This is a genomic window from Micromonospora sp. L32, assembly GCF_052068055.1.
Taxonomy (GTDB): Bacteria; Actinomycetota; Actinomycetes; order Mycobacteriales; family Micromonosporaceae; genus Micromonospora; species Micromonospora purpureochromogenes.
Genome location: NZ_JBQHDD010000008.1, coordinates 151728 through 177652 on the forward strand (window position 1 = coordinate 151728; position 25925 = coordinate 177652).

The 25925-nt window shown below is 74.2% G+C and carries 27 protein-coding genes; 12 read left to right on the plus strand and 15 right to left on the minus strand.

Translation table 11 applies throughout. The features are described 5' to 3' along the window. Positions 1–208: 208 nt before the first annotated feature. Together ACTMTB_RS22635 and ACTMTB_RS22640 are read left to right on the plus strand one after the other, a co-directional pair. Positions 209–607 (plus strand): STAS domain-containing protein, encoded by a 399-nt coding sequence (locus ACTMTB_RS22635; protein WP_441148253.1) that lies wholly within the window; start codon positions 209–211, stop codon positions 605–607. 58 nt (positions 608–665) lie between these two features. Then, a complete protein-coding gene (locus ACTMTB_RS22640) occupies positions 666–1001 on the plus strand; it encodes an STAS domain-containing protein (RefSeq protein WP_441148254.1) in 336 nt (111 codons plus the stop codon). A 65-nt stretch (positions 1002–1066) separates the two neighbouring features. Here ACTMTB_RS22640 and ACTMTB_RS22645 read toward each other — a convergent pair whose 3' ends face one another. After that, complete coding sequence (locus ACTMTB_RS22645; RefSeq protein ID WP_357614779.1) at positions 1067–1381, minus strand: hypothetical protein; 315 nt, start codon at positions 1379–1381, stop codon at positions 1067–1069. Positions 1382–1566: 185 nt separating this feature from the next. Here ACTMTB_RS22645 and ACTMTB_RS22650 point away from each other — a divergent pair, with 185 nt between their 5' ends. The 3 genes from ACTMTB_RS22650 to ACTMTB_RS22660 all read left to right on the plus strand — a co-directional run bounded on the left by ACTMTB_RS22650 (position 1567) and on the right by ACTMTB_RS22660 (position 4597). After that, positions 1567–2535, plus strand: a complete 969-nt coding sequence (locus ACTMTB_RS22650; RefSeq protein ID WP_441148255.1) for a DUF2267 domain-containing protein — start codon at positions 1567–1569, stop codon at positions 2533–2535. Between the two features lie 163 nt (positions 2536–2698). Next, on the plus strand, positions 2699–3505 hold the full coding sequence (locus ACTMTB_RS22655) for a spermidine synthase (protein WP_441148256.1): 807 nt from the start codon (positions 2699–2701) through the stop codon (positions 3503–3505). A gap of 9 nt (positions 3506–3514) precedes the next feature. After that, positions 3515–4597 carry an AI-2E family transporter gene (locus tag ACTMTB_RS22660; RefSeq protein ID WP_441148257.1) on the plus strand — a complete coding sequence of 361 codons (1083 nt, stop codon included), beginning with the start codon at positions 3515–3517 and terminating at the stop codon, positions 4595–4597. A gap of 21 nt (positions 4598–4618) precedes the next feature. Here ACTMTB_RS22660 and ACTMTB_RS22665 read toward each other — a convergent pair whose 3' ends face one another. Further along, positions 4619–5917 (minus strand): NAD(P)/FAD-dependent oxidoreductase, encoded by a 1299-nt coding sequence (locus ACTMTB_RS22665; protein WP_441148258.1) that lies wholly within the window; start codon positions 5915–5917, stop codon positions 4619–4621. A 151-nt stretch (positions 5918–6068) separates the two neighbouring features. Further along, on the minus strand, positions 6069–8216 hold the full coding sequence (locus tag ACTMTB_RS22670; protein ID WP_441148259.1) for an amylo-alpha-1,6-glucosidase: 2148 nt from the start codon (positions 8214–8216) through the stop codon (positions 6069–6071). Positions 8217–8330: 114 nt separating this feature from the next. On the opposite strand from ACTMTB_RS22670, the gene ACTMTB_RS22675 reads away from it, so the two are divergent. Beyond that, positions 8331–9776, plus strand: coding sequence for a M20/M25/M40 family metallo-hydrolase (locus tag ACTMTB_RS22675; protein WP_441148260.1), 1446 nt, complete (start codon positions 8331–8333; stop codon positions 9774–9776). 94 nt (positions 9777–9870) lie between these two features. Here ACTMTB_RS22675 and ACTMTB_RS22680 read toward each other — a convergent pair whose 3' ends face one another. The 5 genes from ACTMTB_RS22680 to ACTMTB_RS22700 all read right to left on the minus strand — a co-directional run bounded on the left by ACTMTB_RS22680 (position 9871) and on the right by ACTMTB_RS22700 (position 13205). After that, positions 9871–10392 (minus strand): GNAT family N-acetyltransferase, encoded by a 522-nt coding sequence (locus ACTMTB_RS22680; RefSeq protein WP_441148261.1) that lies wholly within the window; start codon positions 10390–10392, stop codon positions 9871–9873. Between the two features lie 81 nt (positions 10393–10473). After that, positions 10474–10767 (minus strand): DUF6510 family protein, encoded by a 294-nt coding sequence (locus tag ACTMTB_RS22685; RefSeq protein ID WP_357614762.1) that lies wholly within the window; start codon positions 10765–10767, stop codon positions 10474–10476. A 17-nt stretch (positions 10768–10784) separates the two neighbouring features. Next, positions 10785–11519 (minus strand): ferredoxin reductase, encoded by a 735-nt coding sequence (locus tag ACTMTB_RS22690; protein ID WP_441148262.1) that lies wholly within the window; start codon positions 11517–11519, stop codon positions 10785–10787. Next, positions 11516–12106: a sulfite oxidase-like oxidoreductase gene (locus tag ACTMTB_RS22695; RefSeq protein ID WP_441148367.1), complete on the minus strand. Its 591-nt coding sequence runs from the start codon at positions 12104–12106 to the stop codon at positions 11516–11518. Before ACTMTB_RS22695 ends, ACTMTB_RS22690 begins: the two co-directional genes overlap by 4 nt. 79 nt (positions 12107–12185) lie before the next feature. After that, positions 12186–13205 carry a TerC/Alx family metal homeostasis membrane protein gene (locus ACTMTB_RS22700; RefSeq protein ID WP_441148263.1) on the minus strand — a complete coding sequence of 340 codons (1020 nt, stop codon included), beginning with the start codon at positions 13203–13205 and terminating at the stop codon, positions 12186–12188. A 261-nt stretch (positions 13206–13466) separates the two neighbouring features. Between ACTMTB_RS22700 and ACTMTB_RS22705 the strand changes: the two genes are divergently transcribed. Then, positions 13467–14633 (plus strand): CaiB/BaiF CoA transferase family protein, encoded by a 1167-nt coding sequence (locus tag ACTMTB_RS22705; RefSeq protein WP_441148264.1) that lies wholly within the window; start codon positions 13467–13469, stop codon positions 14631–14633. 18 nt (positions 14634–14651) lie between these two features. Here ACTMTB_RS22705 and ACTMTB_RS22710 read toward each other — a convergent pair whose 3' ends face one another. Then, the gene (locus tag ACTMTB_RS22710) at positions 14652–15065 is read right to left on the minus strand and encodes a DUF2267 domain-containing protein (RefSeq protein WP_441148265.1); all 414 of its coding nucleotides are present in this window, start codon (positions 15063–15065) and stop codon (positions 14652–14654) included. Between the two features lie 154 nt (positions 15066–15219). Here ACTMTB_RS22710 and ACTMTB_RS22715 point away from each other — a divergent pair, with 154 nt between their 5' ends. Then, positions 15220–15489, plus strand: coding sequence for a DUF2795 domain-containing protein (locus tag ACTMTB_RS22715; protein ID WP_210777755.1), 270 nt, complete (start codon positions 15220–15222; stop codon positions 15487–15489). A gap of 49 nt (positions 15490–15538) precedes the next feature. Further along, a complete protein-coding gene (locus ACTMTB_RS22720; protein WP_280837673.1) occupies positions 15539–16192 on the plus strand; it encodes a DUF1345 domain-containing protein in 654 nt (217 codons plus the stop codon). A gap of 229 nt (positions 16193–16421) precedes the next feature. On the opposite strand, the gene ACTMTB_RS22725 is transcribed toward ACTMTB_RS22720, so the two are convergent. The 5 genes from ACTMTB_RS22725 to ACTMTB_RS22745 all read right to left on the minus strand — a co-directional run bounded on the left by ACTMTB_RS22725 (position 16422) and on the right by ACTMTB_RS22745 (position 22097). Then, the gene (locus tag ACTMTB_RS22725; protein WP_441148266.1) at positions 16422–17096 is read right to left on the minus strand and encodes a hypothetical protein; all 675 of its coding nucleotides are present in this window, start codon (positions 17094–17096) and stop codon (positions 16422–16424) included. 41 nt (positions 17097–17137) lie between these two features. Further along, complete coding sequence (locus tag ACTMTB_RS22730; protein ID WP_280837675.1) at positions 17138–18109, minus strand: pirin family protein; 972 nt, start codon at positions 18107–18109, stop codon at positions 17138–17140. 225 nt (positions 18110–18334) lie between these two features. Further along, complete coding sequence (locus ACTMTB_RS22735; protein WP_441148267.1) at positions 18335–19264, minus strand: hypothetical protein; 930 nt, start codon at positions 19262–19264, stop codon at positions 18335–18337. Positions 19265–19881: 617 nt separating this feature from the next. Then, a complete protein-coding gene (locus ACTMTB_RS22740) occupies positions 19882–20475 on the minus strand; it encodes a hypothetical protein (RefSeq protein WP_441148268.1) in 594 nt (197 codons plus the stop codon). A gap of 827 nt (positions 20476–21302) precedes the next feature. After that, positions 21303–22097 (minus strand): DedA family protein, encoded by a 795-nt coding sequence (locus ACTMTB_RS22745; protein ID WP_441148269.1) that lies wholly within the window; start codon positions 22095–22097, stop codon positions 21303–21305. Positions 22098–22176: 79 nt separating this feature from the next. Here ACTMTB_RS22745 and ACTMTB_RS22750 point away from each other — a divergent pair, with 79 nt between their 5' ends. From ACTMTB_RS22750 to ACTMTB_RS22760, 3 genes are all read left to right on the plus strand, one after another. Beyond that, positions 22177–22881 (plus strand): carbon-nitrogen hydrolase family protein, encoded by a 705-nt coding sequence (locus ACTMTB_RS22750; protein ID WP_441148270.1) that lies wholly within the window; start codon positions 22177–22179, stop codon positions 22879–22881. Between the two features lie 98 nt (positions 22882–22979). Further along, on the plus strand, positions 22980–23624 hold the full coding sequence (locus ACTMTB_RS22755) for a phosphotransferase (protein WP_441148271.1): 645 nt from the start codon (positions 22980–22982) through the stop codon (positions 23622–23624). Next, positions 23621–24430: an MOSC domain-containing protein gene (locus ACTMTB_RS22760; RefSeq protein ID WP_441148272.1), complete on the plus strand. Its 810-nt coding sequence runs from the start codon at positions 23621–23623 to the stop codon at positions 24428–24430. The genes ACTMTB_RS22755 and ACTMTB_RS22760 overlap by 4 nt, the downstream gene beginning before the upstream one ends. A 6-nt stretch (positions 24431–24436) precedes the next feature. Here the strand turns inward: ACTMTB_RS22760 and ACTMTB_RS22765 are convergent, their stop codons facing one another. Next, on the minus strand, positions 24437–25876 hold the full coding sequence (locus ACTMTB_RS22765; protein WP_441148273.1) for a serine/threonine-protein kinase: 1440 nt from the start codon (positions 25874–25876) through the stop codon (positions 24437–24439). Between the last annotated feature and the right edge of the window lie 49 nt (positions 25877–25925).

Consider the following 25925-nt stretch of genomic DNA (forward strand, 5'->3'; position numbering starts at 1 on the left):
CCACTCCTCGTGTCGACACCCACGGTCCGGCGGAAACAGCGGGTATGTTCCAATCTCTGCGCCCCACCCTACGCCGGTGCGCCGGTACCGCCACCCCACGGCCGGGGCGGGACCTCGATCCGCAGCGGCGGCGGAGCCGGACGGGTGTTGTTACGATCCGGCAGAAGCACCTGCCCCACCGGCAGCCCTTGCGGAAAGGCGTGATCGCGTGCCCCACGGGAGGAAACCCGAGGCCACCTCGCTGAGCCTGGCCGTCGACCACTCCGACCCGGCGGCTCCCGTCATCTCCGTCGGCGGCGACCTCGCCTTCACCACGTCCGGGCCGTTGCGCGCCGAGGTCGACCGGGCCCTCGCCGAGCGTCCCCCGGTCCTCGTGCTGGACTTCGCCGACCTGCTCTTCATCGACAGCACCGGGCTGTCCGTGATCGTCCACGCGTGGCGCGAGGGGCAGCAGGTCGGCACGGCCATCCGGCTGCGCGCCACCCCACGTTTCCTGGACACCATCCTCGACATGACCGGCGTCACCGGTCTGCTGGCCCGGCCGCTGCCCACCGCCCGGACCGAGCCCGCCGCAGCCGAGCTGCCCCGCCGGACGGCCTCCGCCTGAGCCCCGGGCGTTTCCCGATCGCGCGAAGCTGGGACATGGGTGCAGGCCCAGTCAGCTGTTGTCCATCGAGGTGACCCGGCTCGACGCCGGCGGCGCCCGGCTACGGCTGACCGGTGACCTCGACTTCGACAGCGCGCCGGAGCTGATCGCCGTGGCCGCCCAGGCCCGCGCCGACGGTCACCGGGAGCTGCTGATCGACGTCGCCGGCGTCGCCCTCTGCGACTCCTCCGGGCTCAGCGCCTTCGTGGTGATCGGCCGTGGCGGGGCCGGTCCGGTCCGGCTGGCGGGCGTCAACCCGCAGCTTCAGCACTTGCTGGACCGCACCGGGCTCGCCGAGCTGCTGGCGGTGGAGCACCCGCCCGCCGTCGGCGACGAGGTGCGCGAGGCGGGCTGAGGGAGCCCTCCCGGTCGGGGTGGCCCCCGACCCTGGGACCAGGGGTCGGGGGCCGGGAGGATGGTCTAGGTGGCCACGGCCGGTTGCAGGCGCGGCCCGTCCTCGCGCAGGTCGGTCGGCGACGGTGGTTCGGCGTCCTCCGGGGGACCGGAATCGGGCGTCTGGAACAGGTACCGGACAAAGTCCCCACCGACCTCGTTGACGTCCGATCCGGGCCACTGGCCGGCGCAGTCCATGCCCACCACCTCGCGGCCGGAACCGTCGGTCTCCTCGACCAGTGCCCACAGGCTCACCGGGTAGCAGCGGGTGGCCTCCGGGCCGACCTGCCACCGGGAGTACCAGCCGGGTCGGGCGGGGACGATCTCGACGATCCTCTTCATGACGACCTTCCCTTCCGCGTTCCTCGGAAGACCTCCGGTCCGCCCCGATCGTGCGGCCGGGGCGGGTGAGCGGCCCTCACCCCCGGCGAGTGAACCCGCTGACCGGGTTCGGCCCGTTACCTTCCGCCGGGCGGTGGGAACGCGACGGCGGACGAGGCGAACCCCGACAGGAGCGAGGTGCCACCATGCGCAAGCAGATGGAGGGCGACAACCAGCGCCGCCGGGCCCTGGCCCGCGACGCGCGCCGGCAGGGTCGACAGCCGAGCGAGACCGGCACCAGCCTGAGCGCGTCGAAGCAGATCACCAGCCTGGACCGGGGTCGACGGTCCGGTCCGCCGCCGGCCGGCCGGCACAAGCCGGACAGCACCCGGGGCGGTCCGGCGCCGCCGCCGACGGCGGTGGCCACCGCGACCCGACCCCTGCCCGACTCGGGGCAGGACAGCCGCGTGCAGCCGATGGGCTACCGCGAACTGGTCGATGAGGTCAGCCGGCGCGCGGGGGTGGACTTCCGTACTGCCAAGGTGGGTGCCGAGGCCACGGTGCTGACGCTGGCGTGGGCGCTGGACGAGGCCGAGCGGCAGCGGCTGCTCCAGGCCGTCCCAGTGAAGTTGCACGACGTGGTGCCGGTCGACGGCATCGAACGGCACCAGGACCTGCCGGGCTTCCTGGCGGAGGTGGGTCGGATCAGCGGGCGCACCCCGGAACAGGCCCGCTACCAGGCAGAGGCGACCCTGGCCGCGCTGGCCGACCACGACGGCGACCTGATCGAGTCGCTGGACGTGCCGGACGGGCTGCGTGACCTGCTCACGCCGACGGAACCCGGCGGCGGGCTGGTCGGCCCGCGCACCGCCGCCGCACCGCTGACCGAGGCGGAGCTGCGGGACGCCCTGGCGGACCTGCCCTACTGGTCCAGCGACCGCCAGTCGCTGGTGCGGACCATCGAGCTGCCGCCGGGCAACCTGGACCGGGTGCTCGACCGGCTCGACCAGCTCCGGGTGGACACCGGCCGCGGACCGCAGATCGGTCGCCCCGATTCCGACAGCGCGGTGCTGACCGTCCGCAGCCGCAACGCCGACGCGGTGACCGCCGCCGACGTGGACCTGGCCCACCAGGTCGACGACGCGATCGAGGAGGTCGGCGCGGGCATCTGGTGAGCCGACCGGAGGCCGGGCCGGTGGGCGGTGCGCCCGCCGGCCCAGCACGGGGACGCGCGATCGCCATGATCGGGTAGCGACAACCGACACGACACGCCGTCGCGAGTGACGGAGAACCTCACCCGATCATGGACCACCCTCGCACCACAGCTAGCGTGCCGGCATGGACAGCGAGGCGGACGACCGGCTGGAGCTGGTCGTCGACCCGGCCCGCCGGACCGGGCGCACGCTGCTCGCCGGGGGCGTCGCCCAGTCGTACGTGGACGTCGCCGACCCCCGCCACCTGCACTTCGAGTACGTCCGGCGGATGGCGACCCTGGTCGACCTGGCCGCGCCGCCGGGGCTGCCCCGTGCCGTCCTGCACCTGGGCGGCGGCGCGCTGACCCTGCCCCGGTACGTGGCGGCCACCCGCCCCGGCTCCGCGCAACGGGTCGTCGAACGCGACGCCGCGGTGGTACGGCTGGTCGCCGAGGAGCTGCCGCCGGTCCCGGAGGCGGTGGTCGAGGTCGCCGACGCACGGGACGCGGCCACCGCGTCGGCGGCGGACGCGTACGACCTGGTGCTGGCCGACATCTACCGGGCGGCGCGGATGCCCGGGCACGTGGCCGGCGTCGAGTTCGTCGCCGAGGTCGCCCGGGCGCTACGTCCCGACGGCGTCTACCTGGTCAACGTCACGGATCTGCCGCCGCTGGTCTTCACCCGGGTGCAGGTGGCCACCCTGCGCGCGGTCTTCGCCGACGTCTGCCTGGTCGCTGACCGGCGGATGCTGCGCGGCCGCCGGTACGGCAACGTGGTGCTGGCCGCCGCGCACCGCCCTGGCCGACTCCCGGTGCGCCGGCTCGCCACCCGGGTGGCCGCCGACCCGGTGCCCGACGGGGTGCTGCACGGCCCGGACCTCGACGCGTTCGTCGGCGGAGCCCACCCGGCCACCGACGCCATCCTCGGGTTTCCCGCCCGCCGGCCCGGGTAGCCGCGCCGGATGAGCACCGCCGACGACCGGTCCACCGCCCGCAGCTCACTGATCGTCATCGGCCTGGTGCTGGCCACGGCGCTCGGCCTGGCGCTGCTGTGGGTCACCCGGCGGATCCTCGTCTGGATCCTGATCGCCGCGTTCTTCGCGGTGGCGCTGGCGCCGCTGGTCGATCTGCTGCAACGCCGGCTGGTGCGGCGCCGGGCGCTGGCCACGCTGCTGGTCTTCCTCGCCGCCTTCGTCCTGCTGGCCGGGGTGGCCGCGCTGATCCTGGTGCCGCTGCTGGACGAGTTGGGCCGTTTCGTCGACCGGGCCCCGGCGTTGCTGCGGGAGGCCCGCGCCGGACGCGGCCCCCTCGGCCAGTTCCTGGAACGCGTCGGGCTGCTCGGGTACGCCCGGCAGCACTCCGACCAGATCCAGCAGTACGGCGGGCAGCTGCGCCAGCCGGCGGTCGGGCTGGTCCGGGGCGTGGCGGAGACCGTCGCCGGCCTGCTGACGATCATCGTGTTGGCGTACCTGATGGTCCTGGAGGCACCGCGGATCAGCCGCAGTGTGCTCGGTCTGGTCGGGGACGGACCGGCGCGGCGGCTGCACCGGATCGGGCGGGAAAGCGCCCGCACGATCACCGGCTACCTCAGCGGGAACCTGCTGATCAGCCTGATCTGCGGCGTCCTGACGTACCTCGTGCTGCTCCTCACCGGGGTGCCGTTCGCCGCGGTGATCGCGCTGCTGGTCGCGGTCGCGGACCTGATCCCGCTGGTCGGCGCGACCCTGGGCGCGATCGTCGCGGCGGGAGCCGCGTTCCTGCACTCCCCCACCGCGGGCGTGGTGGTGCTGGTCTTCTTCGTCGTCTACCAGCAGGTGGAGAACCACCTGCTGCAACCGGTCATCCTGGCCCGGGCGGTCCACCTCAACCCGCTGACCGTGCTGGTCAGCGTGCTGCTCGCCGTCGAGCTGGCCGGGCTGGTGGGTGCGCTGCTGGCCATCCCGGCGGCCGGGATCGGGCAGATCCTGCTGCGGGAGTTCGTCCCCACCGGCGACCGCGAGCTGCCGGCTCCGACCGATCCGCGGGCCGGCCCGGCCGACCGCTGAGGTCGGCCGGGCGGGGCGGGGTCACCGCCGGACCGGCACCTCGGGCGACGAGCTCTCCAGCGGTACGGCGTGCGCCGGCACCAGCCCGAGCTGCGTGGCCGAGCGGGGCAGCGCGGCGTCGAGCACCCAGTCCGCCCCGACCCGGGTCCGGTTGCCGGGCATCGCCAGCAGGTGGTAGCCGCGGGTGACCGCCTTGGCCGGCAACCCGGACAGGGACACCTTCAGCGGGTTCGCCGCGGCGTCCTTACCGCCCAGGTCGACCACCCAGCCGAGGTCGTAGTGCTTGTACGGCTTGCGCCTGCCGTGACCGTACGAGGCGGCGATGTTCAGCGCGGCGAGCTTGCCCTGCCGCTGCGCGTGCTGCGCGGTCATCGCACAGATCTGCCCCGCCCGCCTCAGGTCCGGCACGGCGGCGGCGTCGCCGCAGGCGTACACCTCGGGGAACCCGGGGACGCTGAGGTACTCGTCGACCACGAGCCGGCCCCGCTCGGTGCGCAGTCCCAGCTCGGCGACGAACGGGTCGGGGCGTACCCCGACGCACCAGACCAGCGTGCAGGTCGGCACGTACTCGCCGTCGGTGAGCTTCACCCCGTCGGCGGTGGCCTCGGCGACCGAGGTGCCCATCCGCACGTCGACGCCGCGCCGGCGCAGCACCCGATCGGCCGTGTCGGACATCCGCTTGTCCAGCTCGGGCAGCACCCGGGCTGCCACGTCGAGCAGCATCCAGCGGGGCCGGACGTTGAGCCGGGGCCGCTGGCGGCGCAGCGCGTCGGTGAAGAGCTGCCCGTGGGCGGCGACCTCCGTGCCGGTGTAGCCGGCGCCGACCACCACGAACGTCGACCGGGCCCGCTGCTCGGCCGGGTCCTCGGCCTGCTCGGCCAGCTCGAGCTGGCGGATCACGTGGTCGTGCAGGTAGACGGCCTCGGGCAGGCCGCGGAAGCCGTGCGCGTACTCGGTCACCCCGGGGATCGGCAGCAGCTTGTTGACGCTGCCCACGGCGAGCACCAGCCGGTCGTACGCGATCCTGCCCTGGTCGCCCTCGGGCTGGGTGAAGCCGACCCAGCGGTTCTGCAGGTCGACCCGGTCGGCCTCGCCGACGACGACCCGCACGCCGCGGAGGGTGCCGGTGAGCGGCACCGAGATCCGCCTCGGCTCCACGACCCCGGCCGCCACCTCGGGCAGCAGCGGCAGGTAGAGGAAGTAGTCGGTGGAGTTGAGCAGCACGATCTCGGCCCGGTCGCGCGCGATCCGGCTCAGCGTTCTCGCCGCGTGGTAACCGGCGAACCCGGCCCCCACGATCACCACACGAGGTTTCGTCATGCCCGCTCCCGTTCCCGTCGACCCGCCCGACAAACGTGCCGGCCGGGGCCGCGACCTGCGTGGCGGCACGGCGGCAGCGCGCCGGGGGCAGCGACCTGAGGGGCGGCAGCGCGGCCGGGGCAGCGACCGGCGCGGCGGCAGCGCGGGTCGGTCAGGCGGCGCTGAGCCGGACGTACCCGCTGCGCCCCACCGCCTCGATCTCCCAGCAGTGGCCGAAGGCGCGGATCCGCTCGCTGGCGATCCGTCCGATCTCCGGCGGGATGTCCGGGTTCACCGTCAGCCGCCCGTCCACGGGTTGGAGGTCCAGCATGGCCCGGATCAGCGCCAGCGGGGTGCCGGCCGCCCACGCCTGTGGGCTGCACGCGGTCGGGTACGGCACGGCGAAGAGCAGGCGCTCGCGGTCGAACCCGCTCATCGCCTCGGGCAGCCGGTAGTCGAACTGCTCGGCGGCCTCGATCAGGGCCACACAGATCCGGTTGGCCTCCTCGCGGTAGCCGTAGCGGACCAGGCCGAGCGCGGCCAGGGAGTTGTCGTGCGGCCAGACCGTGCCGAGGTGGTACCCGAGGGCGTTGTAGAGCCGCTCCTCCCGGGACAGGGTACGGATGCCCCAGCCGGAGAACATGTCGTCGGACATCAGCTGGCGGACCACCGCCTCCGCGCGATCGGGCGGGACGATGCCGCTCCACAGCAGATGCCCCATGTTCGAGGTCTTGGAGTCGATCCGGTTCTTGTCGCCGTCCAGGCCGACCGCGTAGTAGCCGCCCCGCTCCGGGATCCAGAAGTCGCGGTTGAACCGCTCGTACAGGTCCGCCGCGTCGGCGCGCAGCCGACGGGCCAGGCCCCGGTCGGCCAACGGCCAGTCGGCCAGCTCCGCGAGCCGCATCTTGGCGTCGTACGTGTAGCCCTGCAGGTCGCAGGTGGCCACCGGCAGCACGGGGATCCGCCCGTCGGCGAAACAGACCCCGTCCGGCGAGTCCCGCCAGCACTGGTTGCCCAGCCCCTCCGGCGAGCGGGTGGCGTACTCGACGTAGCCGTCGCCGTCCCGGTCGCCGTACTCGTCGATCCAGCGCAGCGCGGCCAGCGCGTTCTCGCGCAGCATCCGGACGGTCTCGTCGTCGCGCGTCCACCGCCAGTACTCGGAGAGCAGGATCAGCCAGAGCTGGGTGGCGTCGGCCGTGCCGTAGTAGGGCCCGTACGGCTTCGTGCCGGTGCGGGTCAGCTCGCCGCTGCGCACCTCGTGCAGGATCTTGCCGGGTTCCTCGTCGGTGAAGTCGTCGCACTCGTTCCCCTGCAGCCGAGCCAACCCGAGCAGTGCCCCCTTGGCCAGGGCCGGGCCGGCGACCAGGGTCTGGTAAGCGGTGATCAGGGTGTCCCGGCCGAAGACGGTGAGGAACCAGGGCAGCCCGGCGCCGGGCAGCATGATCCGCTGTCCCTTGACCTCCAGGTCGAGTCGGAGCGCCGACACATCGTCCCGGGAGCGCCGGGCGGTCCGTTCCAACGCCGGGTTGTCGCTGGTCAGCACCGCCCGCTCGACCGTCCACCGGCGCAGCGGGTCGTCCGCCCGCCGGTGGATGACGTCGGCGATGTCGCCCCGGACCGGCTCCACCACGCCGAGCCCCGGCGGCAGGGGCACGTGCAGGTCGACCTTCCAGCCCTCGCGCGACGGCAGCGTGAAGTCCCACACCAGCTCGTCGCCCTCGAGCCGGTCGGCGGGCACCGAGCACCGGACGCGGGTCTCCGCGCCGAACCCGTCTCCGGCGTAGGAGAAGCACAGCTCGCCGGGCTGGTGGTCGCGGGTGATGCGCGCGGAGCGGTCCCGCACGACTGACTTCACCTCGAACAGGTCGGCGAAGTCCGCGGCGACCGCCAGCCGCAGCTGCACCCGGACCGGTTCCGGCCGGAAGGAGAACATCTCCACCCGCTCGTGGAAGCCGTCGCCGACGTAGCGCAGCCGCCGGATGCCCATGCTGTCCGGGGGCAGGCCGGGCAGCTCGGGGTTGGTCAGCACGTACTGCGCCGAGTAGTGGTCGATGGTCTCGGCGCGCAGCACCAGCAGCCGGGCGCCGTTGACGGTGAGCACCCATCCGCTGAGCAGTCGGGTGTCCAGGTGCACCAGGCCACCGATGCTGCCCGGCGGCACGTCACCGCTCTGGTCGGAGTACATGAAGGTGGGCCCGCTGAGCACCGCGAGCGAGCCGGGGCCGAGTTCGGGCGGCATGGCCCGCTGGTTGCCGGCCTCCCGGGCCTCGGTGCGCACACCGGGGGTGGGGTCGGCCGGGGTGGGTCGCACGGCAGGCATGTCATCCACCGTAAGAACGCCGAGGTGGGCCGGCATCACCCGCACCGGGTGAATCCGAACGATCCACGACGATAGATATGGACAGATCACCCATCCGGTGACGAGGATGCCGTCATGGGAGCACACGAGAGCACCGGCGGCCGGCCCACGAGGTCCACCCGCCGCACCTTCCTGTCCGCCTCCGCCGTCGCGACCGCCGCCACCGTCGCCGTACCGCTGACCATCGGGCCGACCGCGGCGCAGGCCGCCGGGCCCGCCGGGCCCGGCCACCCGGCCCGACCCCAGACCCCGGACCGCGAGCTGCGCGCCCTGCTGCGGGAGGTGGACCGCGACCGGATCGAGGCCATCGTCCGCCGGCTCGCCGCCTTCGGCACCCGGCACACCCTCTCCCGCCAGGACGACCCGGTCCGGGGCATCGGGGCCGCCCGGGACTGGATCTTCGAGCAGCTCTCCGGGTACGCCGCCGCCTCCGGCGGCCGGATGACCGTGGAACTCCAGTCCTACGTGCAGGAGCCGGCCCCGCGCATCCCGGTCGCCACCCGGATCACCAACGTGGTCGCCACCCTGCGCGGCGACGTCAGCCCCAACCGGGTGTACGTCGTCACCGGTCACTACGACTCGCGCGCGACCGACGTCATGGACGCGGTCAGCGACGCCCCGGGCGCGGACGACGACGCCTCCGGCGTGGCGGTGCTGATGGAGCTGGCCCGGGTGCTGGCCACCCGACGCAGCGAGGCGACCATCGTCCTGGCCGCCGTTGCCGGCGAGGAGCAGGGCCTGTACGGCTCGGCGTACCTGGCGAAGCAGCTCAAGGCCGCCGGCGTCGACGTGCAGGGGATGTTCAGCAACGACATCATCGGGTCCAGCACGGCCGACGACGGCACCCGCGACCCGCGCGCCGTCCGGCTCTTCGCCGAAGGGGTGCCGACCGCGGAGACCCCGGCGCAGGCGAGCACCCGGCAGTCGGTCGGCGGGGAGAACGACTCCCCGTCGCGGCAGCTCGCCCGGTTCGTCAGCGACGTCGCCGAGAACGGCGCCACCGGGATGCGGGTGCGGGTGATCTACCGGCGGGACCGCTACCTGCGCGGCAGCGACCACATCTCGTTCCTGCGCGAGGGCTGGCCGGCCGGCCGGTTCACCGAGCCCAACGAGGACTTCGCCCACCAGCACCAGGACGTCCGGCTGGTCGACGGCGTGCAGTACGGGGACCTGCCGGAGTTCTGCGACTTCGACTACATCACCCGGGTCGCCCTGGTCAACGGCGCGGTGCTCTGGTCGCTCGCCCAGGCGCCGGGCACCCCGAAGGGCGCCACCATCGTGACGACCAACCTCACCAACGACACCACGCTGCGCTGGCAGCGCGGCGACGAGCCGGACCTGGCCGGGTACGAGGTGGTGTGGCGGGAGACCACCGCCGCCGAGTGGCAGCGGGTGATCCCGGTCGGCGACGTCACCGAGGTGACCGTGGACCTGTCCAAGGACAACGTCTTCTTCGGCGTGCGGGCCGTCGACCGGGACGGCCACCGCAGCCCGGTGGCGTTCCCCCGGCCGGGGAGCTGACGGGTTCTGTCACGCTTCGCGGGGCCGGCGTACCAGCACGCCGGCCCCGCAGGCGCCGCGTCGCCGCAGTGGCAACCTCCCGACCGGGCACCGGTCAGGCCCGGGCGGTGATCGCCCAGCGCTCGTGGTCGCGCCACGCCCCGTCGATGAAGAGGTAGTCCGGCGAGAAGCCCTCCAGCCGGAAGCCCAGCTTGCGGGCCACCCGCCTGGACGGCTCGTTGCCCGGCTGGATGTTCGCCTCCACCCGGTGCAGACCCAACGTGTCGAAGGCGTGCGCCAGCACCAGCCCGATGCCGGCCGAGGCGTGCCCGGTCCCGCTGTAGGGCAGGAGCGCCGCGTAGCCCATGAAGCCGCCGCGCAGTGGACCCATGATGATGCCGCTGATGTTGACGCAGCCGGCGATCCCGCCGCCGGGCCGGTCGCAGATGAGGAAGCTCTGCTGGTCGCGGCGGCGTGCCTTGGCCAGGTACGCGGCGAACTTCTCGGCGGTGTCGGGGGCGGTCAGCCAGGGGTGGTGCAGGTCGCGGCTGCGGCGGGCGGCGGCGACGAACTCGGCCTCGTCGGCGGGACGGGGGCGTCGGATGCCGACCGGGCCGGCACTGCGCAGGTATCTCACGCCCGACCACTCTGGTCCCGGCGGCGGGTCGTGTCCAACCGGAATCCTAGGTCCCGAGCGGAACGTGCCGACCTCCCGGCCTCAGCCCGGGCGGTGGTAGGTGGGCTCGGCCGGCATCGGCACCTCGAGGAAGGTGGCGCCCCGCAGGTCCAGCCAGGCCCGGTCGGGCGCCCGGACCAGCCGCAGGATCACCCCGGAGCAGACCGGGCAGCGGCCGACCAGCCCGGGCGCGTGGGAGAAGACGTGCAGCCCGGCCAGCGGGCCGAGCGACCCGCACGACTGGCAACGTGAGGTCGCGGGGCTCAGGTCGACGGCGAACAACTCGCGCAGCGGACCGTCGAGCATGTTGCCGTCCACGTAGGACATATCGGTCATCGGGCCTCCTCGGGCGTTCACGCGGTGGGGCCGAACCGTTCGGTACGTACCCGCCGGCTCTGGTGACCCAGCCCCACCAGCAGGTCCGCCACGGTCTCCACGAAGCCGGTGGAGCCGCAGACGTAGCAGAGCGGTTCGAGGTCGGGCGGCCAGCCGTGAGTGTTCACGTCGGCCAGGCCGATCCGGTGCGGCGCGCCCCGCCACCCGTCGGGCGCCTCCCGGGTGTACACGTACGCCACGTCCAGGCCCTGGTCGTCGCGGGCCCGGGTGCGCAGCTCGTCGGCGTACAGCACGTCGGCCGGGGTGCGGACGGAGTAGATCAGCCGGAACGGCGTCCGGCTGCCGGCGGCGCGCCGGGCCCGGACCATGGCCATCAGCGGCACCACCCCGGAGCCCCCGCCGACCAGCAGCACCGGCGCGGTCTCGTCGGGGCGCCAGACGAAGTACCCGCCGAGCGGGCCGCGCACCTCGATCGGGTCGCCCTCGGCGTAGGTGTCGAGCAGGTACGGCGACACCTCGCCGTCGTCCACCCGCTGCACGGTCAGCGCGATCCGGTCGCCGTCGGCCGGCGCCGCCAGCGAGTACGACCGGGCCGCCTGGTAGCCGTCCTCGGCAGTCAGCCGGATGTCGACGTGCTGCCCGGCCACGTGCGCGGGCCAGCCCGGCGCCTCCAGGACCAGGGTGTGCGCGGACGGGGTCTCGACCCGGCGTTCCACCAGCCGGGCCACCCGCCAGGAGAGCGGGGCGCTCAATCGCCGGCGTAGCGCTGCTCGCGCCACGGGTCGCCGTAGTCGTGGTATCCGGCGGTCTCCCAGAAGCCGGGGTGGTCGTCGACCAGCAGGCGGATGCCGCGCACCCACTTCGCCGACTTCCAGAAATAGAGGTGCGGCACGAGCAGCCGGGCCGGGCCGCCGTGCTCGGCCGGCAGCGGCCCGCCCTCGTACGTGTGCACCACCCAGGCCCGCCCGCCGCGCAGGTCGTCCAGGGGCAGGTTGGTGGTGTAGCCGCCGTAGGAGTGGGCCAGCGCGTACCGGGCGGTGGTGTCGACGCCGTCGAGCAGGGTGTCCAGCGAGACGCCCTGCCAGCTGGTGCCGAGCTTGGACCAGTGGGTGACGCAGTGGATGTCGACGGTCGCGTTCTCCTGCGGCAACCCGGCCATCTCGTCCCAGGTCCAGCGGAACTCGGTGCCGGTCTCGGTGGCGAGCACGAACTCCCAGGTGTCCACCGGCACCCGCGGCGTCGGACCCGCCGACAGCACCGGGAAGTCCTCCGTCAGGTACTGCCCGGGCGGCAGGGCCGGCCCGCTCGAGCGGCGCCGGCCCTGGAAGCCCGGTGACACGATTCCCACCCGTCAGTCGTACCACTGGCGGCACCCCCGGCGGGGGCGTTCGGCCGTACCCCCGCCCCGGCTGAAGGGGTCAGCGCCGCTCGGAGACGACTTCCGGCTCGCCGGGGACCTGGTCGCGGGTGGCGCGCAGGCTGGTGACGGTGACGACGATCAGCACGCCGATGATGACGCCGAGGGAGGCCAGCGTCGGGATCTCCGGTACGCCGAACCAGATGCCGTGCGCCCAGTGCAGGCCGAGCTTCACGCCGATGAAGGCGAGGATGATCGCCAGGCCGTAGCTGAGGTGCACCAGCCGGCTCAGCGCGGCGTGCAGGACGAAGTAGAGCGCGCGCAGGCCGAGCAGCGCGAAGGCGTTGGTGGCGAAGACCAGGTACGGGTCCTCGGTGATGCCGTAGACGGCCGGCACCGAGTCGACGGCGAAGACGATGTCGGTGGCCAGCACCGCGACCACGACCAGGGCGAACGGGGTGAGTGCCCGGTGACCGTGCTGCTGGATGGTCATCCGGGTGCCGTGGTAGTCGTCGACCACCGGCATCACCTTGCGCAGCAGCCGGACCGACCGCATCTTGTTGATGTCGACCTCCTGCTCGTGCCCGGAGAGGGCGTCGCGCAGCAGCTTGATCGCGGTGACGATCAGGATGAGGCCGAAGAGCAGGAAGGCGAAGTCGAGGGTCTGCAGGGCGGCGGCGCCGAGGGCGATGAAGACCGCGCGCAGCACCAGCGCGCCGGCGATGCCGTAGAGCAGCACCCGCTGGGCCAGCGCCGCGGGCACCGCGAACGCGGCCAGCAGCAGCATGAAGACGAACAGGTTGTCGACCGAGAGGGACTTCTCGACCAGGTAACCGGTGAGGTACTCCACGCCCTGCTGGGAGCCGAACCGCGACCAGATCCAGGCGCCGAAGGCCAACGGCAGCGCGATGTAGAACGCCGACCAGCCCAGCGCCTCCCGCATGGACACCTCGTGCGGGCGCCGGGTGACCAGGAAGTCCAGCACCAGCAGGACCAGCACGCCGACAATGGTGACCGCCCAGAGGGTGGGCGAGCCCACCGACGACAACTCGGCGGCAGACAGATACGACGATCCGCTCATGGAGCCTCCTCGAACACGGTGCCATGTTCGAGGTCTCCTTCACCCGCGCTTTCGCGGGCAACCACCCGAGGCGAGCCCGGGCCCGCCGTACTGACCGGAATGGTTCGTGGGAAGTACTCCCCTCGTGCGCCAAGGTTAGGCCGAACTCACTGCGTACGCCAAGTCCGGCCGGCCCTGGTTGCCCTGGTCAACCGCTGGATGCCGACCGATCGGCGGGGTCGGGGGTGGGACGTGGGAAGCCGGTGGGCCTATGGTGACGCGATGACCGACGACGCCCCCACTGCCCGGGTCGGCCCCCTCACCGGCGTACGCGTGGTCGAGCTGGCCGGCATCGGCCCCGGCCCGTTCACCGCGATGATGCTCGCCGACCTCGGCGCCGACGTGGTCCGGGTCGACCGCACCACCCCGGCCGACCTGCTCAGCCCCCCGGAGGACCTGCTCAACCGCAACCGCCGCTCGGTCGCGGTGGACCTGAAGTCCGACGCCGGGCGCGAGGTGGTGCTGGCCCTGGTGCGCGGCGCGGACGCCCTGATCGAGGGGTACCGGCCCGGGGTGACCGAACGCCTGGGCCTGGGCCCGCGGGAGTGCCTGGCGGTCAACCCTCGCCTGGTGTACGGGCGGATGACCGGCTGGGGCCAGGACGGCCCGTACGCGCACACCGCCGGCCACGACATCGACTACCTGGCGCTGACCGGGGCGCTGCACGGCATCGGCCGGGCCGGGGAGCGCCCGGTGCCGCCGATGAACCTGCTCGGCGACTTCGGCGGCGGCGGGATGATGTTGGCCCTCGGCATCGTCGCCGCCCTCCACGCCGTCCGGGCCGGCGCCCCCGGCCAGGTGGTCGACGCCGCCATCGTGGACGGCGTGTCGGTGCTCAGCACCCAGATCCACGCGCTGCGCCAGCTCGGCATGTGGCAGGACCCGCGCGGGGTCAACCTGCTCGACGGCGGCGCGCCGTTCTACGACACGTACGAGTGCGCCGACGGGCGGCACCTCGCCGTCGGGGCCCTGGAGCCGCGCTTCTACGACGAACTGGTCCGGCTCACCGGCTTCCCGCTCGCCGGCGACGAGGCCCCCGACCGGAACGACCCGGCCAACTGGCCGGCGCTGCGCGAGGCGTGGGCGCGGCTGTTCCGCACCCGTACCCGGGACGAGTGGGCCGAGCTGCTGGCCGGCTCGGACGCCTGCGCGGCGCCGGTGCTGGACTGGCGCGAGGCGCCGGAGCACCCGCACCTGCGGGCGCGGGGCACCTTCGTGGAACACGCCGGGGTGACCCAGCCGGCACCGGCGCCCCGGTTCTCCGCGACCCCGACCTCCGTCCGCCGGCCCCCGCCCCGACCCGGTGAGCACACCGACGAACTGCTGGCCGAGGCCGGCTTCGACGCCGAGCGGGTCGCCGCCCTGCGGGCCGCCGGCGCGGTGGCCTGAGCCGTCCCGTCCCCCGGCTCAGGCGCGGCGCAGCACGCTCCCGCCGGGGGTGAGCGCCGGCTCCACCATCTGCCGGTAGTCGCGCGGCAGCTGGGTCACCACGTCGTCGAACTCGCCGCCGGTGAGCGCCTCCCGCAGGGTGGTGAAGACCGCCCGGACGGCCTCCCGGGCGGCGGTCTCGTCGATCTCGGCCCGTTGCGCGACCCGGGCGACGAACTCGGCGGCGCCGAACCGCTGGGCCGCCTCGATGCTCGGGCCGGGCTTGAGGACCAGCTGCAACGGCGCGGGCAACTGGCTGGCGAGGTCGAGCACCTCCCCGCCGGTGAGCCGCTCGGCGAGGGTCTCCAGCGTCGCGCGGGTCAGCCGCACGGCCTGCTCGGAGCCGGTCCGGGTCCGCCGGGCGACCTGGTCGACGAAGGTGTCGTAGTTCATCGGGGCGCGCTCCCTTCGGGTCGGACGGGTCGGGTACCCGGCCCGCGGCGTCGGAAACGGCGCCGATTTCCTGGCCGGTCGGCGCGTGACCCGGGGCCGGACGGGTAACCGCCGCCGGTCGTGACCGGATCGAGGCGGCGAGGGAGCTCACGCCATGGCGAGTTACACCGACGTCCTGCAGTACCTGTCCAGCCTGGACTACCCGGCGGAGAAGGACGACGTGGTGCGCGAGGCGGAACGGGAGGGCGCCCCGCCGGAGGTGCTCAAGGCGTTGCGCGCGCTGCCGCCGGTGGACTACGCCAACGGCAACGAGGTGGCCCGTTCCGCCGCCATCGACGCCGCCCCGGAGCTGAGCCCCTCGCAGCGGGCCGCGCAGGAGCGGGAGCGCCACACGCGGGTCTCGCAGCACCTGCGCCGCATCTGAACCGCCGGCGCGCGGTGCGGGCAGCCACCGGGCCGCCGAGGTACCACCCGTGACCGGTCGGACGCCGCACGGGCACACCCCGGCCGCCGTCCAGCTCACCGTGATGGGCGTGGTCGGGTTGTGCGCCGGCGGGCTGTTCGCCGCGCTGGTCTCCCCCGGCCTGGCTCCGCTGGTGGGCTGGGACGCCGCGGCGTTGTGCTGGCTGCTGCTGGTCTGGCGGACGCTCTGGCCGCTGGACGCCGGGCGCACCGCGGCGCTGGCCGTGTACGAGGACCCCAACCGGGCCGTCCGGGACGTCCTGCTGCTGATCGCCTGCCTGGCCAGTCTGCTGGCGGTCGCGCTGGTGCTGACCAACGCGCGTACCGCGCAGCCGGGCGTGTACCGGGACGCCTCGGGCGCGCTCGCCATGGCCAGCGTGCTGCTGTCCTGGTGCGTGGTGCACACCGTCTACACCGCCCGGTACGCGCGGATCTACTACACCGGCCCGGACGGTGGGGTGGACTTCCACCAGCCCGGCAAGCCCTGCTATCTCGACTTCGCGTACGTGGCGTTCACCATCGGGGCCACGTTCCAGGTCTCCGACACCAACCTGACCAGCCACGAGATGCGCCGGACGGTGCTGGGGCACGCGCTGCTGTCGTACCTGTTCGGGGCGATCATCATCGCCGCGACGGTGAACCTGCTGGCCACGTTGGCCCGGTGAAGTCCGAGGCTCGGCTGGGGGAAACAGGCGGGCGCCCCGGGTCACGAACCGCGACCTGGGGCGCCACGCGTACCTGTCCCTGGCGGGTCCACGCCCGAACCGGGTCGCGTACCGCCAAGCGGTGGATGTTCGCCCGAACCGGGCGGGCATCGCTGCCACGATCATCATACGATATGACATCACCCGTACGGCTGATTTTGCCAAGACTGTGGGCCACGGCACCCGTGGCTCAGCGGGTCACCTCGGCGTACCGCTGCTCCAGGTCGACCCGGGCCAGCGCGCCGACCAGCCACGCCAACCGCTCCGACTCGCCGCTGCCGGCCAGCTCGGCCAGGTCGTCGGCGGAACGCCCGAGCCCCAGCCGGCGGGCGGCGGTCAACGCCCGCTTGTCCGCCACCGGCGCGACCTCCCGCCACAGCGCCTGCGTCTCGCGCAGGAACAGGTCGGCGACCGTGTCGTCCACTCCGGGCAGCTCGGTGAGCAGCGCCCGCTCCCGACCCGGGTCGTGCCCGGCCGACGCGCGCAACCGGCGCAGGTCGCCCCGGTACCGCTCGACGACGGTACGGGCCAGGTCGCCCAGGAGATTCGCCAGCTCGTCGACGTCGCCGCGCTGACCGGCCTCGCGCAGCACGCGGGTCCGGTCGGCGTGCAGCGAGCGGGCCAGCCGGGCGGCGCTGTCCCAGCCGTTGTCAGGCAGGGCGTGGGCACTGTCCAGGGCACGCCGGAAGTCACCCCGGCGGGCCAGCAGCACGGCCAGGCAGAGCAGCTGGAACAGACTCGACGGGTTGTTGGTCACCCGGAAGCCGTACTGCTCGGCGAAACCACGGCCGGCGCCGGCGAGCCGACGTACCAGCCGCTTCCTGTCCTCGGTCTTCCTGTCCTCGGTCATCACACTGCGGGTCATGCCCCGCGACTACCCGCCCCGACGCAGGACACGCCTGCCGGTCAGCCCCGGACGTCGCCGCGCCGGTCGCGCGCCTTGAGCCGGGTGGTCGGCATCTCCGGGGCGGGCAGCGGCGGGGCAGCGTCGTCGGCGACGACCCCGAACCGCCGGCCGGCCATCCAGTCCTCCCGGGCGGCGGCCACCTCCTCGTGCGACCGGCCGACGAAGTTCCACCACATGACCAGGGGCTCGTCGAACGGCTCACCGCCGAGCAGCATCAGCCGGCTGCCCGCGTCGGCCCGCAGGTCCAGCCGGTCCCGGCCGGCGCCCAGGTAGAGCAGCGCGCCGGGGGCGAGGTCCAGGCCGTCGACCTGCGCCGCGCCGGACATCGCCAACAGGCCGTACTCGAAATCGGGTCGCAGCGGCAGCGTCGCCGTCGCCGCGTCGCGGGCCTCGAGCTCGACGCCGAGCAGCGGGGTGTGCACCACGGCCGGCGAACGTTCGCCGCGCAGCTCGCCGACGAGCAGGGTGAGGTCGAGCTCGCCGTCGCGCCAGCGGGGCAGCTCGGCGTGGTGGGCGAAGTCGGCGGCGCCGGCCCGCGCCGGGTCCGGCAGCGCCACCCACAGCTGCACGCCGTGCATCACCGGCGGGTGCGTGGCGGGCGACCGCTCGGAGTGCGCGATGCCGTGCCCCGAGGTCATCACGTTGAGCTGGCCGGGGCGGATCGGCTGGACGCTGCCGAGGCTGTCCCGGTGCACGATCTCGCCCTCCAGCAGCCAGGTGACCGTCTGCAGGCCGGTGTGCGGGTGCGGCGGCACCTCCATCCCGGGCCGCTCGGCGACGTCGTCCGGGCCGAAGTGGTCGACGAAGCACCACGCGCCGACCAGCCGGCGCTGACGCTGCGGCAGCAGCCGCCGCACGGTCGTGTAACGCCCCAGCGGCACGTCGTGGCCGGGCAGCAGCACGCTGCCCGGATCGACCGGGGCCACGCCGGGCGGTCGGGTCTGTGCCGGCAACGATTCGGTACGGTCCACCGCCCGACTCTATGCCGACGGTGGGCTCGCGCACCGAGGGTGGCCCGGTTCCCGTGGTCCACTCCACCGTCGTCGCTGCCGCCCTGCCATCGTCCCGGCTCGCCCGGCCGTACGGTGATCCCGGTCCGCGCGCATCAACGTCGGCTTCGGCGCTCTCGACCGGGGAGCACAGCCGCTTCCAGGTGCGCCGCTTGATCGCGTTGGCGCTGTCGGTGGCCCGCGCCCCTACTCGGCGCCGATCGTGACCCGGTTGGCGCCACCCACCAGGTCGACGTAGATCCGGTCGACCGAGCGGTCCCAGTTCGGCGAGCTGACCGTCTCCCCGACGGCGAGGCCGTCGTGCCGATCGTCGTACACGGTGACGCCGCCGGCGCCGGAGGCGGCGCGGACCCGGACCGGCGGCGCGCCCGGCGCCCGGAGCGTGAACTGGCTGACGCCGCCGGTCATCCGCACCGTCAGGGTGCCGACGGTGGGCGGCAGACTCAGGTCGATGCGCGACGCCCCGCCGACCAGGTCCACCCCGGCCAGCCGGGCCTCCCCCAGGTCGAGCTGGTGTGCGCTGACCCCGCCCACCAGGCGGAGCCGCCACACCAGCCGCGAGTTGAGCACCACGTCGACCGATCCCGCCCCGGACCGACCGCTGGCGGTAAGGCGCAACCGGACCCGGTCCCCGAGTAGCTCGGGCCGCGGCACCACCCCGGAGTCACCGGGGCTGCTGATCCGGTAGAGCTCGTCGCCGAGTTCCGCGGTACGCAGCCGGAACGCGCTCACCCCGTCGACCAGCTCGAACGTCGCCCGACGGCGGCCGGCCACCGGCGCGGTCAGGCTCTCCTCGGCGGCCGCCTGCGCCTCCTCCGCCGCCTGTGCGGCCTCAACCGCGCCCGCGCCGCCCGGCTCGGCGGCGACGGTGACCGACGGCGCGGCACCCCGTCCACCGGAGAAGGCCACGCCGAGCCGGTCCGGGTTGGCCAGGGTGACTGTCACCGCGAGCGCGCCCAGCGCCAGCACCACGATCGCGGCGGCGGTCAGCAGGCGGGCGCCGCGCGGCCAGGACGGACCGTCCGGCGGCGGCCCACCGGTCACCACGACGACCGGCTCCCAGCCCTCCCCCGTGCCCTCTGTCGTCGGATGGTCGTGCCGGTCCGGCTCCGCCATGGTGCTCCCCTTTCACGGTCCCCGCCGGGCAGTACGTAACCCGGGTCGGAACGGATCACCGCTGCGGGGGTGGGAGCCTGCTCTTTCTGCTGGCCGGGTGCTTGCGGCTCGTTCTTCGGGTGGGGCTCGTTGGGTTGGGGCTGGCCGTTTGAAGGCAACGGTTGCCGGTGTCGCTCGCTGCCCCGTGCGTTGCGGTGGTCGGTGGGTGGGGTGTGGCCCGCCGTGCCCGGCTCCGGGCGGTCAGGCTTGATCCCTGCGCCGGTCACGGCGGGCCACACCCCGCCGTCGACAGCCTCCGCGCGGGCCTCGCGCCCCCACACCCCTCCCTGGGCCCGCCGTCGCCGACCGCGCCGCGCTCCCCCGACCGAGATGCGTTGATCATGAAGTTGGCAGCGGAGTGGATCTCCTTCACCGCTGCCAACCTCATGATCAACAGGGGTGGTCGGGTCTGGTCCGGGGCGATCTTGGACAGTTGTCGTTCCGACGGAACGGTAAGTGTCCAAGATTCGCTCGGACAGGGGGCTGGTTCCCGGGCCGATATGCCGCTGGCCGGCACCCCGCTCGGGGATGCCGGCCAGCGTGTCGTTCAGATGCGATCAGCAGTCGTTGAAGCGCGCTCAGTTCCAGTGCTTGGCGACCAGGTCGGCGGCCTGCTGCTCCCACTGCGCGTAGTGGTCCGGGTAGGCCGAGACCTGCACGGTCTGCGCGGCCTTGGTCAGCGGCATGTCCTGCCAACCGTCGACCTGCTTCAGACCCTTCAGGAACGCCATCGTGCTGTACTCCGGGTCGGTGATCTGCTCGACCGTGCCCCAACCGCTGGACGGACGCTGCTGGAACAGGCCCTGCGAGTCGTGGTCGTTGCGGTCACCCAGGTGGCCCAGGTTCTCCAGCTTCGACTCCTGCAGCGCGGTGGCGATCGCCACCACGGCGGCCCGCTCGTCCATACCCGACTTCTTCGTCGCCGCGATGATCGCCTTCACGTTCGCCGTCTGCTCGCTGCCCAGGTCGATGCGCGACTGCTTGCCCTGCACACCGTGCGGGATCAGCTTGCCCTTGTCCACACCCGGCTTGTCGGCCTGCACCACAGCAACAGCCTTGGCGTCCATGGCCGGGGTGGCGTGGGCCTCGGTGACCGGGCCGGCGAAGACGCCACCGGCGAAGGCCAGACCAGCGATACCCAGAACGCTCTTACGCAGAATGGTCGTGTTCATCAGAGTGGCTCCATTCGGGGGTTGGCACCCAGACCCGACGGGGGTCGAGCGGGCGCAAGCACCACGACAAGGCGCTCAAAGATCAGGGGAAAGTCTTCGCCCGGCGGGCTTCGCGAGCGGGGGGCTCACGGCGCCGGGTCCATGTGTAACGACCGGCGGCCCACCATCATTCCGGGGGCCCGCATCCCGGGCCGGCCACGCGTTCGGGCCAGGCCAGCGGGGTGCTGCTGCGATCGTCCAGGTGATGTAACGACCCGGGGCCCGTCGTCATTCCGGGGCCGGGCACCCCGGGCGGCCCACTTGATCGGGCCAGGCCAGCGGGGTGCTGCTGCGATCGTCCAGGTGATGTAACGACACCGGCCCGGCCACCATTCCACCGCCAGGGTGCCCCCGGTCACGGGACGACCCGCCACTCGCCGGCCCAGACCCGGACATCGGACGGCACCCCAGCCGGCACCAGAATCGGACAGTCCATGCATGAGCGCCTGGCCAGCCAGCTGGGCGCGCCCGCACCGAATCGAACAATCCGCGCATAGGCCCTTGGAGTGGTGCAGGCGCCAGTCGTCCCCTCCCGGCCTTCGCCGGGCGCCACGATGAGTGCCGCGTTTTCGGCTGCACCGTTTGCGGTGTGTCGCGGTGACGCGGGCGCAGGAACCCGCGACACGCCGCAAACCGCGCGTCGGATTCCCGCGGGCGCGGGAACTCGCGACACGCCGCAGACCGCGCGTTGGAGTCCGAACCGCGGGCACCGCTCCAGACCGGGCGCGACGGGCGGGCCTTGGCGAGCCGCGGGAACGCCGTCCAGGGCAAGGGGCCGTCGGCTGGGGTCAGGCGTCGGGGCGCCAGGAGGAGGCGCGGTAGACGGTGCCCCGGTGACCGCTCACCTCGCCGACCTGCACCGGCCCGGCTGACGGCGCCGGGTCGAACGGGTCGGGGGACGAAACGGCGGAGCTGCGGGCCTGGCGGGCACGGCGTACGCGGGTGACGACGAACCAGACCGCGGCGGCCACGCAGGCGGCGATGACCAGCTTCTGGAACGAACCGACGTACGACTCGACCACGTGCCAGTTCTCGCCTAGCAGGTAGCCGGCCAGCACGAAGGTGGTGTTCCAGATCAGACTGCCCAAGGTCGTGTACAGCAGGAAGGTGCGGACCGGCATCCGTTCCACCCCGGCCGGCACGGAGATGAGGCTGCGGAAGATGGGGATCATCCGCCCGAAGAACACCGCCTTGACCCCGTGCTTGAGGAACCACGCCTCGGTCCGGTCGACGTCGCTGAGCTTGACCAGCGGCAGCCGGGCCGCGATGGCGCGCATCCGGTCACGGCCCAGGGCGGCGCCGATCAGGTACAGCACCCACGCGCCGACCACCGAGCCGAGCGTGGTCCACAGGATCGCCCCGACGAGGCTGATCTTTCCCTGCGCGGCGGCAAAGCCGGCCAGCGGAAGGATGACCTCGCTCGGGATCGGCGGGAAGAGGTTCTCCAGCGCCACGGCCAGCCCGGCGCCCGGGCCGCCGAGCCGCTCCACCAGTCCGGTGACATAGCCGACCGGCCCTTCCGCGGACGGTTCGGAGGTGGACACGACCGCGCGGGGGTTGAGCGCCAGAGAGCCAGGGATCATGGACCAAAGTTACGAGCCGACGCGCGCATCGACCACGTCCGGCACCCGCGCCGAGCCGATCCAGCAAGGGAGCCCACCCGTGCGTACGCCACTCACCCTCGCGGTGGCCCAGCCCCACTGCGTCCCGTACGACGTCGCCGCCAACGTGGCGGCGCACGCCGCGCTGGTCCGCGCCGCCGACGCCCGGGTGGTGCTCTTCCCCGAGCTCTCCCTGACCGGGTACGAGCTGGACGCTCCCCCGCTCGACCCGGCCGACCCCCGGCTGGCGCCACTGGTCGCGGCGTGCCTGGCGACGGGCACGCTGGCGTTGGCCGGGGCACCGGTCGCCGACGACGCCGGCGCGGCGTACATCGGTGTGCTGGCCGTGGACGGGGGCGGCGCGCGGGTGGCGTACCGGAAGATGTTTCTGGGTGGGGCGGAGGCCGCGCGGTTCGTGGCGGGCCGGGAGCCGGCGGTGGTCGAGGTGGACGGCTGGCGGCTGGGCCTGGCCATCTGCAAGGACACCGGGGTGGTGGAGCACGCGGCGCGGACCGTGGCGCTCGGCGTCGACGCGTACCTGGCCGGGGTGCTGGAGGCGCCCGCGGACGCGGCGGTGCCGGACGCGCGGGCCCGGCGGGTCGCCGCCGAGCACGGCGTGTGGGTGGCGACCGCCAGCTTCGCCGGGCCGTCCGGCCGGCACTACCCGCGCAGCGCCGGCGGCTCCGGGGTGTGGCGGCCCGACGGCACGCCGGTGGTCCGCGCCGGCGCCGCGCCCGGCGAGGTCGCCCGCGCCACCCTCCACTGACCACGGTCGGCCGTCGACCCCGCGCCTGCGGCCGGCCGGACCGGTGTGGCCGCGCGGGCGGGCCACGCGGAACGGGGGCCGCCGGTTACCGTGGGCCGGTGCCCGCCGCCACGCCGCTCGCCTCCGGCCGGGACGCCGACGTGTACGCCCTCGGCGCGGACCGGGTGATCCGCCGCAATCGCGACGGTGGCGACGTCCGCGCCGAGGCGGAGCTGATGGCGTACCTGCGCGGGCAGGGCTACCCGGTGCCTGAGGTGTTCCGGGCCGACGGACCCGACCTGGAGATGTCCCGGCTGGCCGGGCCGACGCTGGCCGAGGCGCTCGTCACCGGCGTCGCCGACATCCGCTCCGGCGCCCGGATCCTGGCCACCCTGCACCACCGGCTGCACGCCCTGCGCGCGCGGCGCTCCCCCGATCCGGCCGCCCGGGTCCTGCACCTGGATCTGCATCCGCAGAACGTCATCGTCACCGCTGACGGGCCGGTGGTCATCGACTGGGGCAGCGCCCGCGAGGGCCCACCGGAGCTGGATCTGGCGATGACCGCGCTGATCATCGCGGAGGTGGTCACCGACCCGGCCTCGCCGTTCGCCGCGCCTGCCGGCGAGCTGCTGACGGCGTTCCTGGCGGAGACCGGGCCGGTCCGGCTGCTGGACCCGGCGATCAACCTGCGCGTGCGTACGGGGCCGCTCGACCCGGGGCGGGTCGCGCAGGCCGCGGCCCGGGTGCGGACGGCCCCCGGGTGACCGGCGGGCTCCGGCAGCTCTGGCGCTACCCGGTGAAGTCGATGCTCGGTGAGCCGCTGACCGCCGCGACGGTCGACGAGCGGGGCGTGGCCGGGGACCGCCGGCTCGCCCTCGTGGACCGGACCACCGGGCGGGTGGCCAGCGCCAAGCAGCCACGGCTGTGGCGGGGCCTGCTCACCGTCCGCGCGGCCGGCGGCACCCCCGATCCGGTACGCCTCACCCTCCCCGACGGCACGCTGCTGAGCACGGCGGACGACCGGGCGGCCGACGTCCTCTCCGGGCTGCTCGGCCGGGCGGTACGGCTGACCGCGGCGGTGCCGGACGACGCCGTGCTGGAACGGGCCGACCCGGACGCGGTGCTGTCGGCCGGGGTGACGGCGGTGACGCCGACGACGCAGAGCCGGCTCGGTGGGGCGGCCCCGCCGGGCAGCCTGGTCGACTTCGCGCCGGTGCACCTGGTCGCCACGGCGACCCTGGCCGCGCTCGGGCCGGTCGACCTGGTGCGGTACCGGCCGAACCTGGTTGTCGACGCCGGCCCGGCCTTCGTGGAGAACGGCTGGGTGGGTCGGGAGTTGCGCGTCGGAACCGAACTGGTGCTGGGGGTGGTGGCGCCCACCCCGCGCTGCGCGGTGCCCACCCTGGCGCACGGACCGCTGCCGCCCGACCCGGACGGGTTGCGCGCTGCCGCCCGACTCAACCGGGTGGTGCCGCTGCCGGGGCTCGGGCCGCAGCCGTGCGTCGGTGCGTACGCGGTGGTGGTGCGGGCGGGTCGGGTCGAGGTCGGCGACCCGGTCGAGGTGGTCTGAGCCGGGTCAGTCGTTGCTCCGCGAGCGCGGCCAGCCGGCCAGCAGGTCGCGCAGCTCGGACGCGGTGTCGTCGTCGATGCGGTCCTGCTCGACCGCCTCGGCGAGCCGGCCGGCCAGCTCGCGCAGCCGCTTGAGCCGGTCCTTGGGCTTGCCCTCCTCCAGTTCACCGAGCTTGTCGCGCAGCTCGTCGGCGGTCTCCGGGTCGATGTCGCCGGCGGCCTCCGCCCGGTCGAGCAGGGCCGCGAACTCGTCGGCGAGCTGCCCCGCCGTGCGTGGCGCGGGCCGTTCGTCCCGCGACGGTGGGGCGGTGGACGGCTCGGCCGACGGGGTCGGCTCGACGGTGGGCTCGTCCTCCACCGCGGTGATCGGCGCGGCCGGGGTGCGGTGGTCGGGCCCGTCGTCGAGGACGAGCACGCCGACCAGGCCGAGCAGCAGCGCGACGCCGGCCGCGACCAGCACGCCCAGCGCCCGGTTCGGGCGGCGCGGCGGAGCGGCGACCGGAGGCGCGGGACGGCCGGCGGGCGGCCGCGGCGCCGCGGCGGACCGGTCGACGAGGGTGGGCTGCGGGGGCGTCGGCACCGTCGGCAGCAGCGCGGTGGGCGGCTCGGCCGGTCGGCCGGCGCCGAGCCGGGCGGCGAGCTGCGCGGCGGTGGGCCGGCGGGCCGGGTCGACGGACAGGCAGGCCATGGTGAGCTCGGCGATGTCGGCGGGCAGCCCGGGGATCCGCAGCGGCGGCACCGGGGTGTGCCGCGCGTGCACCTCCAGGGCGTCCTCCCAGGTCTGCACCGGTAGCGGAGCCCGGCCGGTGAGGGTGCGGTAGAGCAGCGCGCCGAGGGCGTACACGTCGCTGGCCGGGTCCGGCGGGCCGGGCGTGAGCCGTTCCGGCGCGAAGTAGGCGGGGGTGCCCATCATCAGCTCGCCGGTCTGACCGGCGAGCGGGTGCCGGGGCCCGGCAAGGGCGGCGATGCCGAAGTCGAGGACCTTGGCGCCGGTCTCGGTGAGCATGACGTTGGCCGGCTTGACGTCGCGGTGCACCACGCCGATCCGGTGCGCGGCGGCGAGCGCGGCCGCCACCTGACCGGCCACGCGGACCGCGTCCGGCCAGGCCAGCGGGCCGGCGGTGAGCCGGTCGGCGAGGCTGCGCCCCTCGACCAGCTCCATCACCAGGTACGGCACGACCACGCCGCCGGGCAGGGTCGCCTCGCCGTAGTCGTAGACCTGGGTGACGTGCGGGTGGGTGAGCCGGGCGGCGGCCCGCGCCTCCCGCTGGATGGTGGCCCGCAGCTGCGGGTCGGCGGCGAGCTGCGCGGCGAGGGCCTTGACCGCGACGGGGCGGTGCAGCACCTCGTCGTCGGCGCGCCATACCTCGGACATTCCGCCGAGGCCGATGGGCGCGCGCAGGACGTACCGATCGTGCAGGCGCGTGGCGGGCGTGAGCGACGACATGATGCTCCAGTCTGCCCGGCCCGCCCGGCCGGACACCAACCGTGGTGCC

Bases quoted from the DNA above. Each gene is read 5' to 3' on its own strand.
- ACTMTB_RS22645 (WP_357614779.1), bottom strand. From the start codon at position 1,381: ATGAAGAGGATCGTCGAGATCGTCCCCGCCCGACCCGGCTGGTACTCC.
- ACTMTB_RS22650 (WP_441148255.1), top strand. From the start codon at position 1,567: ATGCGCAAGCAGATGGAGGGCGACAACCAGCGCCGCCGGGCCCTGGCC.
- ACTMTB_RS22655 (WP_441148256.1), top strand. From the start codon at position 2,699: ATGGACAGCGAGGCGGACGACCGGCTGGAGCTGGTCGTCGACCCGGCC.
- ACTMTB_RS22660 (WP_441148257.1), top strand. From the start codon at position 3,515: ATGAGCACCGCCGACGACCGGTCCACCGCCCGCAGCTCACTGATCGTC.
- ACTMTB_RS22665 (WP_441148258.1), bottom strand. From the start codon at position 5,917: ATGACGAAACCTCGTGTGGTGATCGTGGGGGCCGGGTTCGCCGGTTAC.
- ACTMTB_RS22670 (WP_441148259.1), bottom strand. From the start codon at position 8,216: ATGCCTGCCGTGCGACCCACCCCGGCCGACCCCACCCCCGGTGTGCGC.
- ACTMTB_RS22675 (WP_441148260.1), top strand. From the start codon at position 8,331: ATGGGAGCACACGAGAGCACCGGCGGCCGGCCCACGAGGTCCACCCGC.
- ACTMTB_RS22685 (WP_357614762.1), bottom strand. From the start codon at position 10,767: ATGACCGATATGTCCTACGTGGACGGCAACATGCTCGACGGTCCGCTG.
- ACTMTB_RS22700 (WP_441148263.1), bottom strand. From the start codon at position 13,205: ATGAGCGGATCGTCGTATCTGTCTGCCGCCGAGTTGTCGTCGGTGGGC.
- ACTMTB_RS22705 (WP_441148264.1), top strand. From the start codon at position 13,467: ATGACCGACGACGCCCCCACTGCCCGGGTCGGCCCCCTCACCGGCGTA.
- ACTMTB_RS22710 (WP_441148265.1), bottom strand. From the start codon at position 15,065: ATGAACTACGACACCTTCGTCGACCAGGTCGCCCGGCGGACCCGGACC.
- ACTMTB_RS22715 (WP_210777755.1), top strand. From the start codon at position 15,220: ATGGCGAGTTACACCGACGTCCTGCAGTACCTGTCCAGCCTGGACTAC.
- ACTMTB_RS22725 (WP_441148266.1), bottom strand. From the start codon at position 17,096: ATGACCCGCAGTGTGATGACCGAGGACAGGAAGACCGAGGACAGGAAG.
- ACTMTB_RS22735 (WP_441148267.1), bottom strand. From the start codon at position 19,264: ATGGCGGAGCCGGACCGGCACGACCATCCGACGACAGAGGGCACGGGG.
- ACTMTB_RS22740 (WP_441148268.1), bottom strand. From the start codon at position 20,475: ATGAACACGACCATTCTGCGTAAGAGCGTTCTGGGTATCGCTGGTCTG.
- ACTMTB_RS22745 (WP_441148269.1), bottom strand. From the start codon at position 22,097: ATGATCCCTGGCTCTCTGGCGCTCAACCCCCGCGCGGTCGTGTCCACC.
- ACTMTB_RS22765 (WP_441148273.1), bottom strand. From the start codon at position 25,876: ATGTCGTCGCTCACGCCCGCCACGCGCCTGCACGATCGGTACGTCCTG.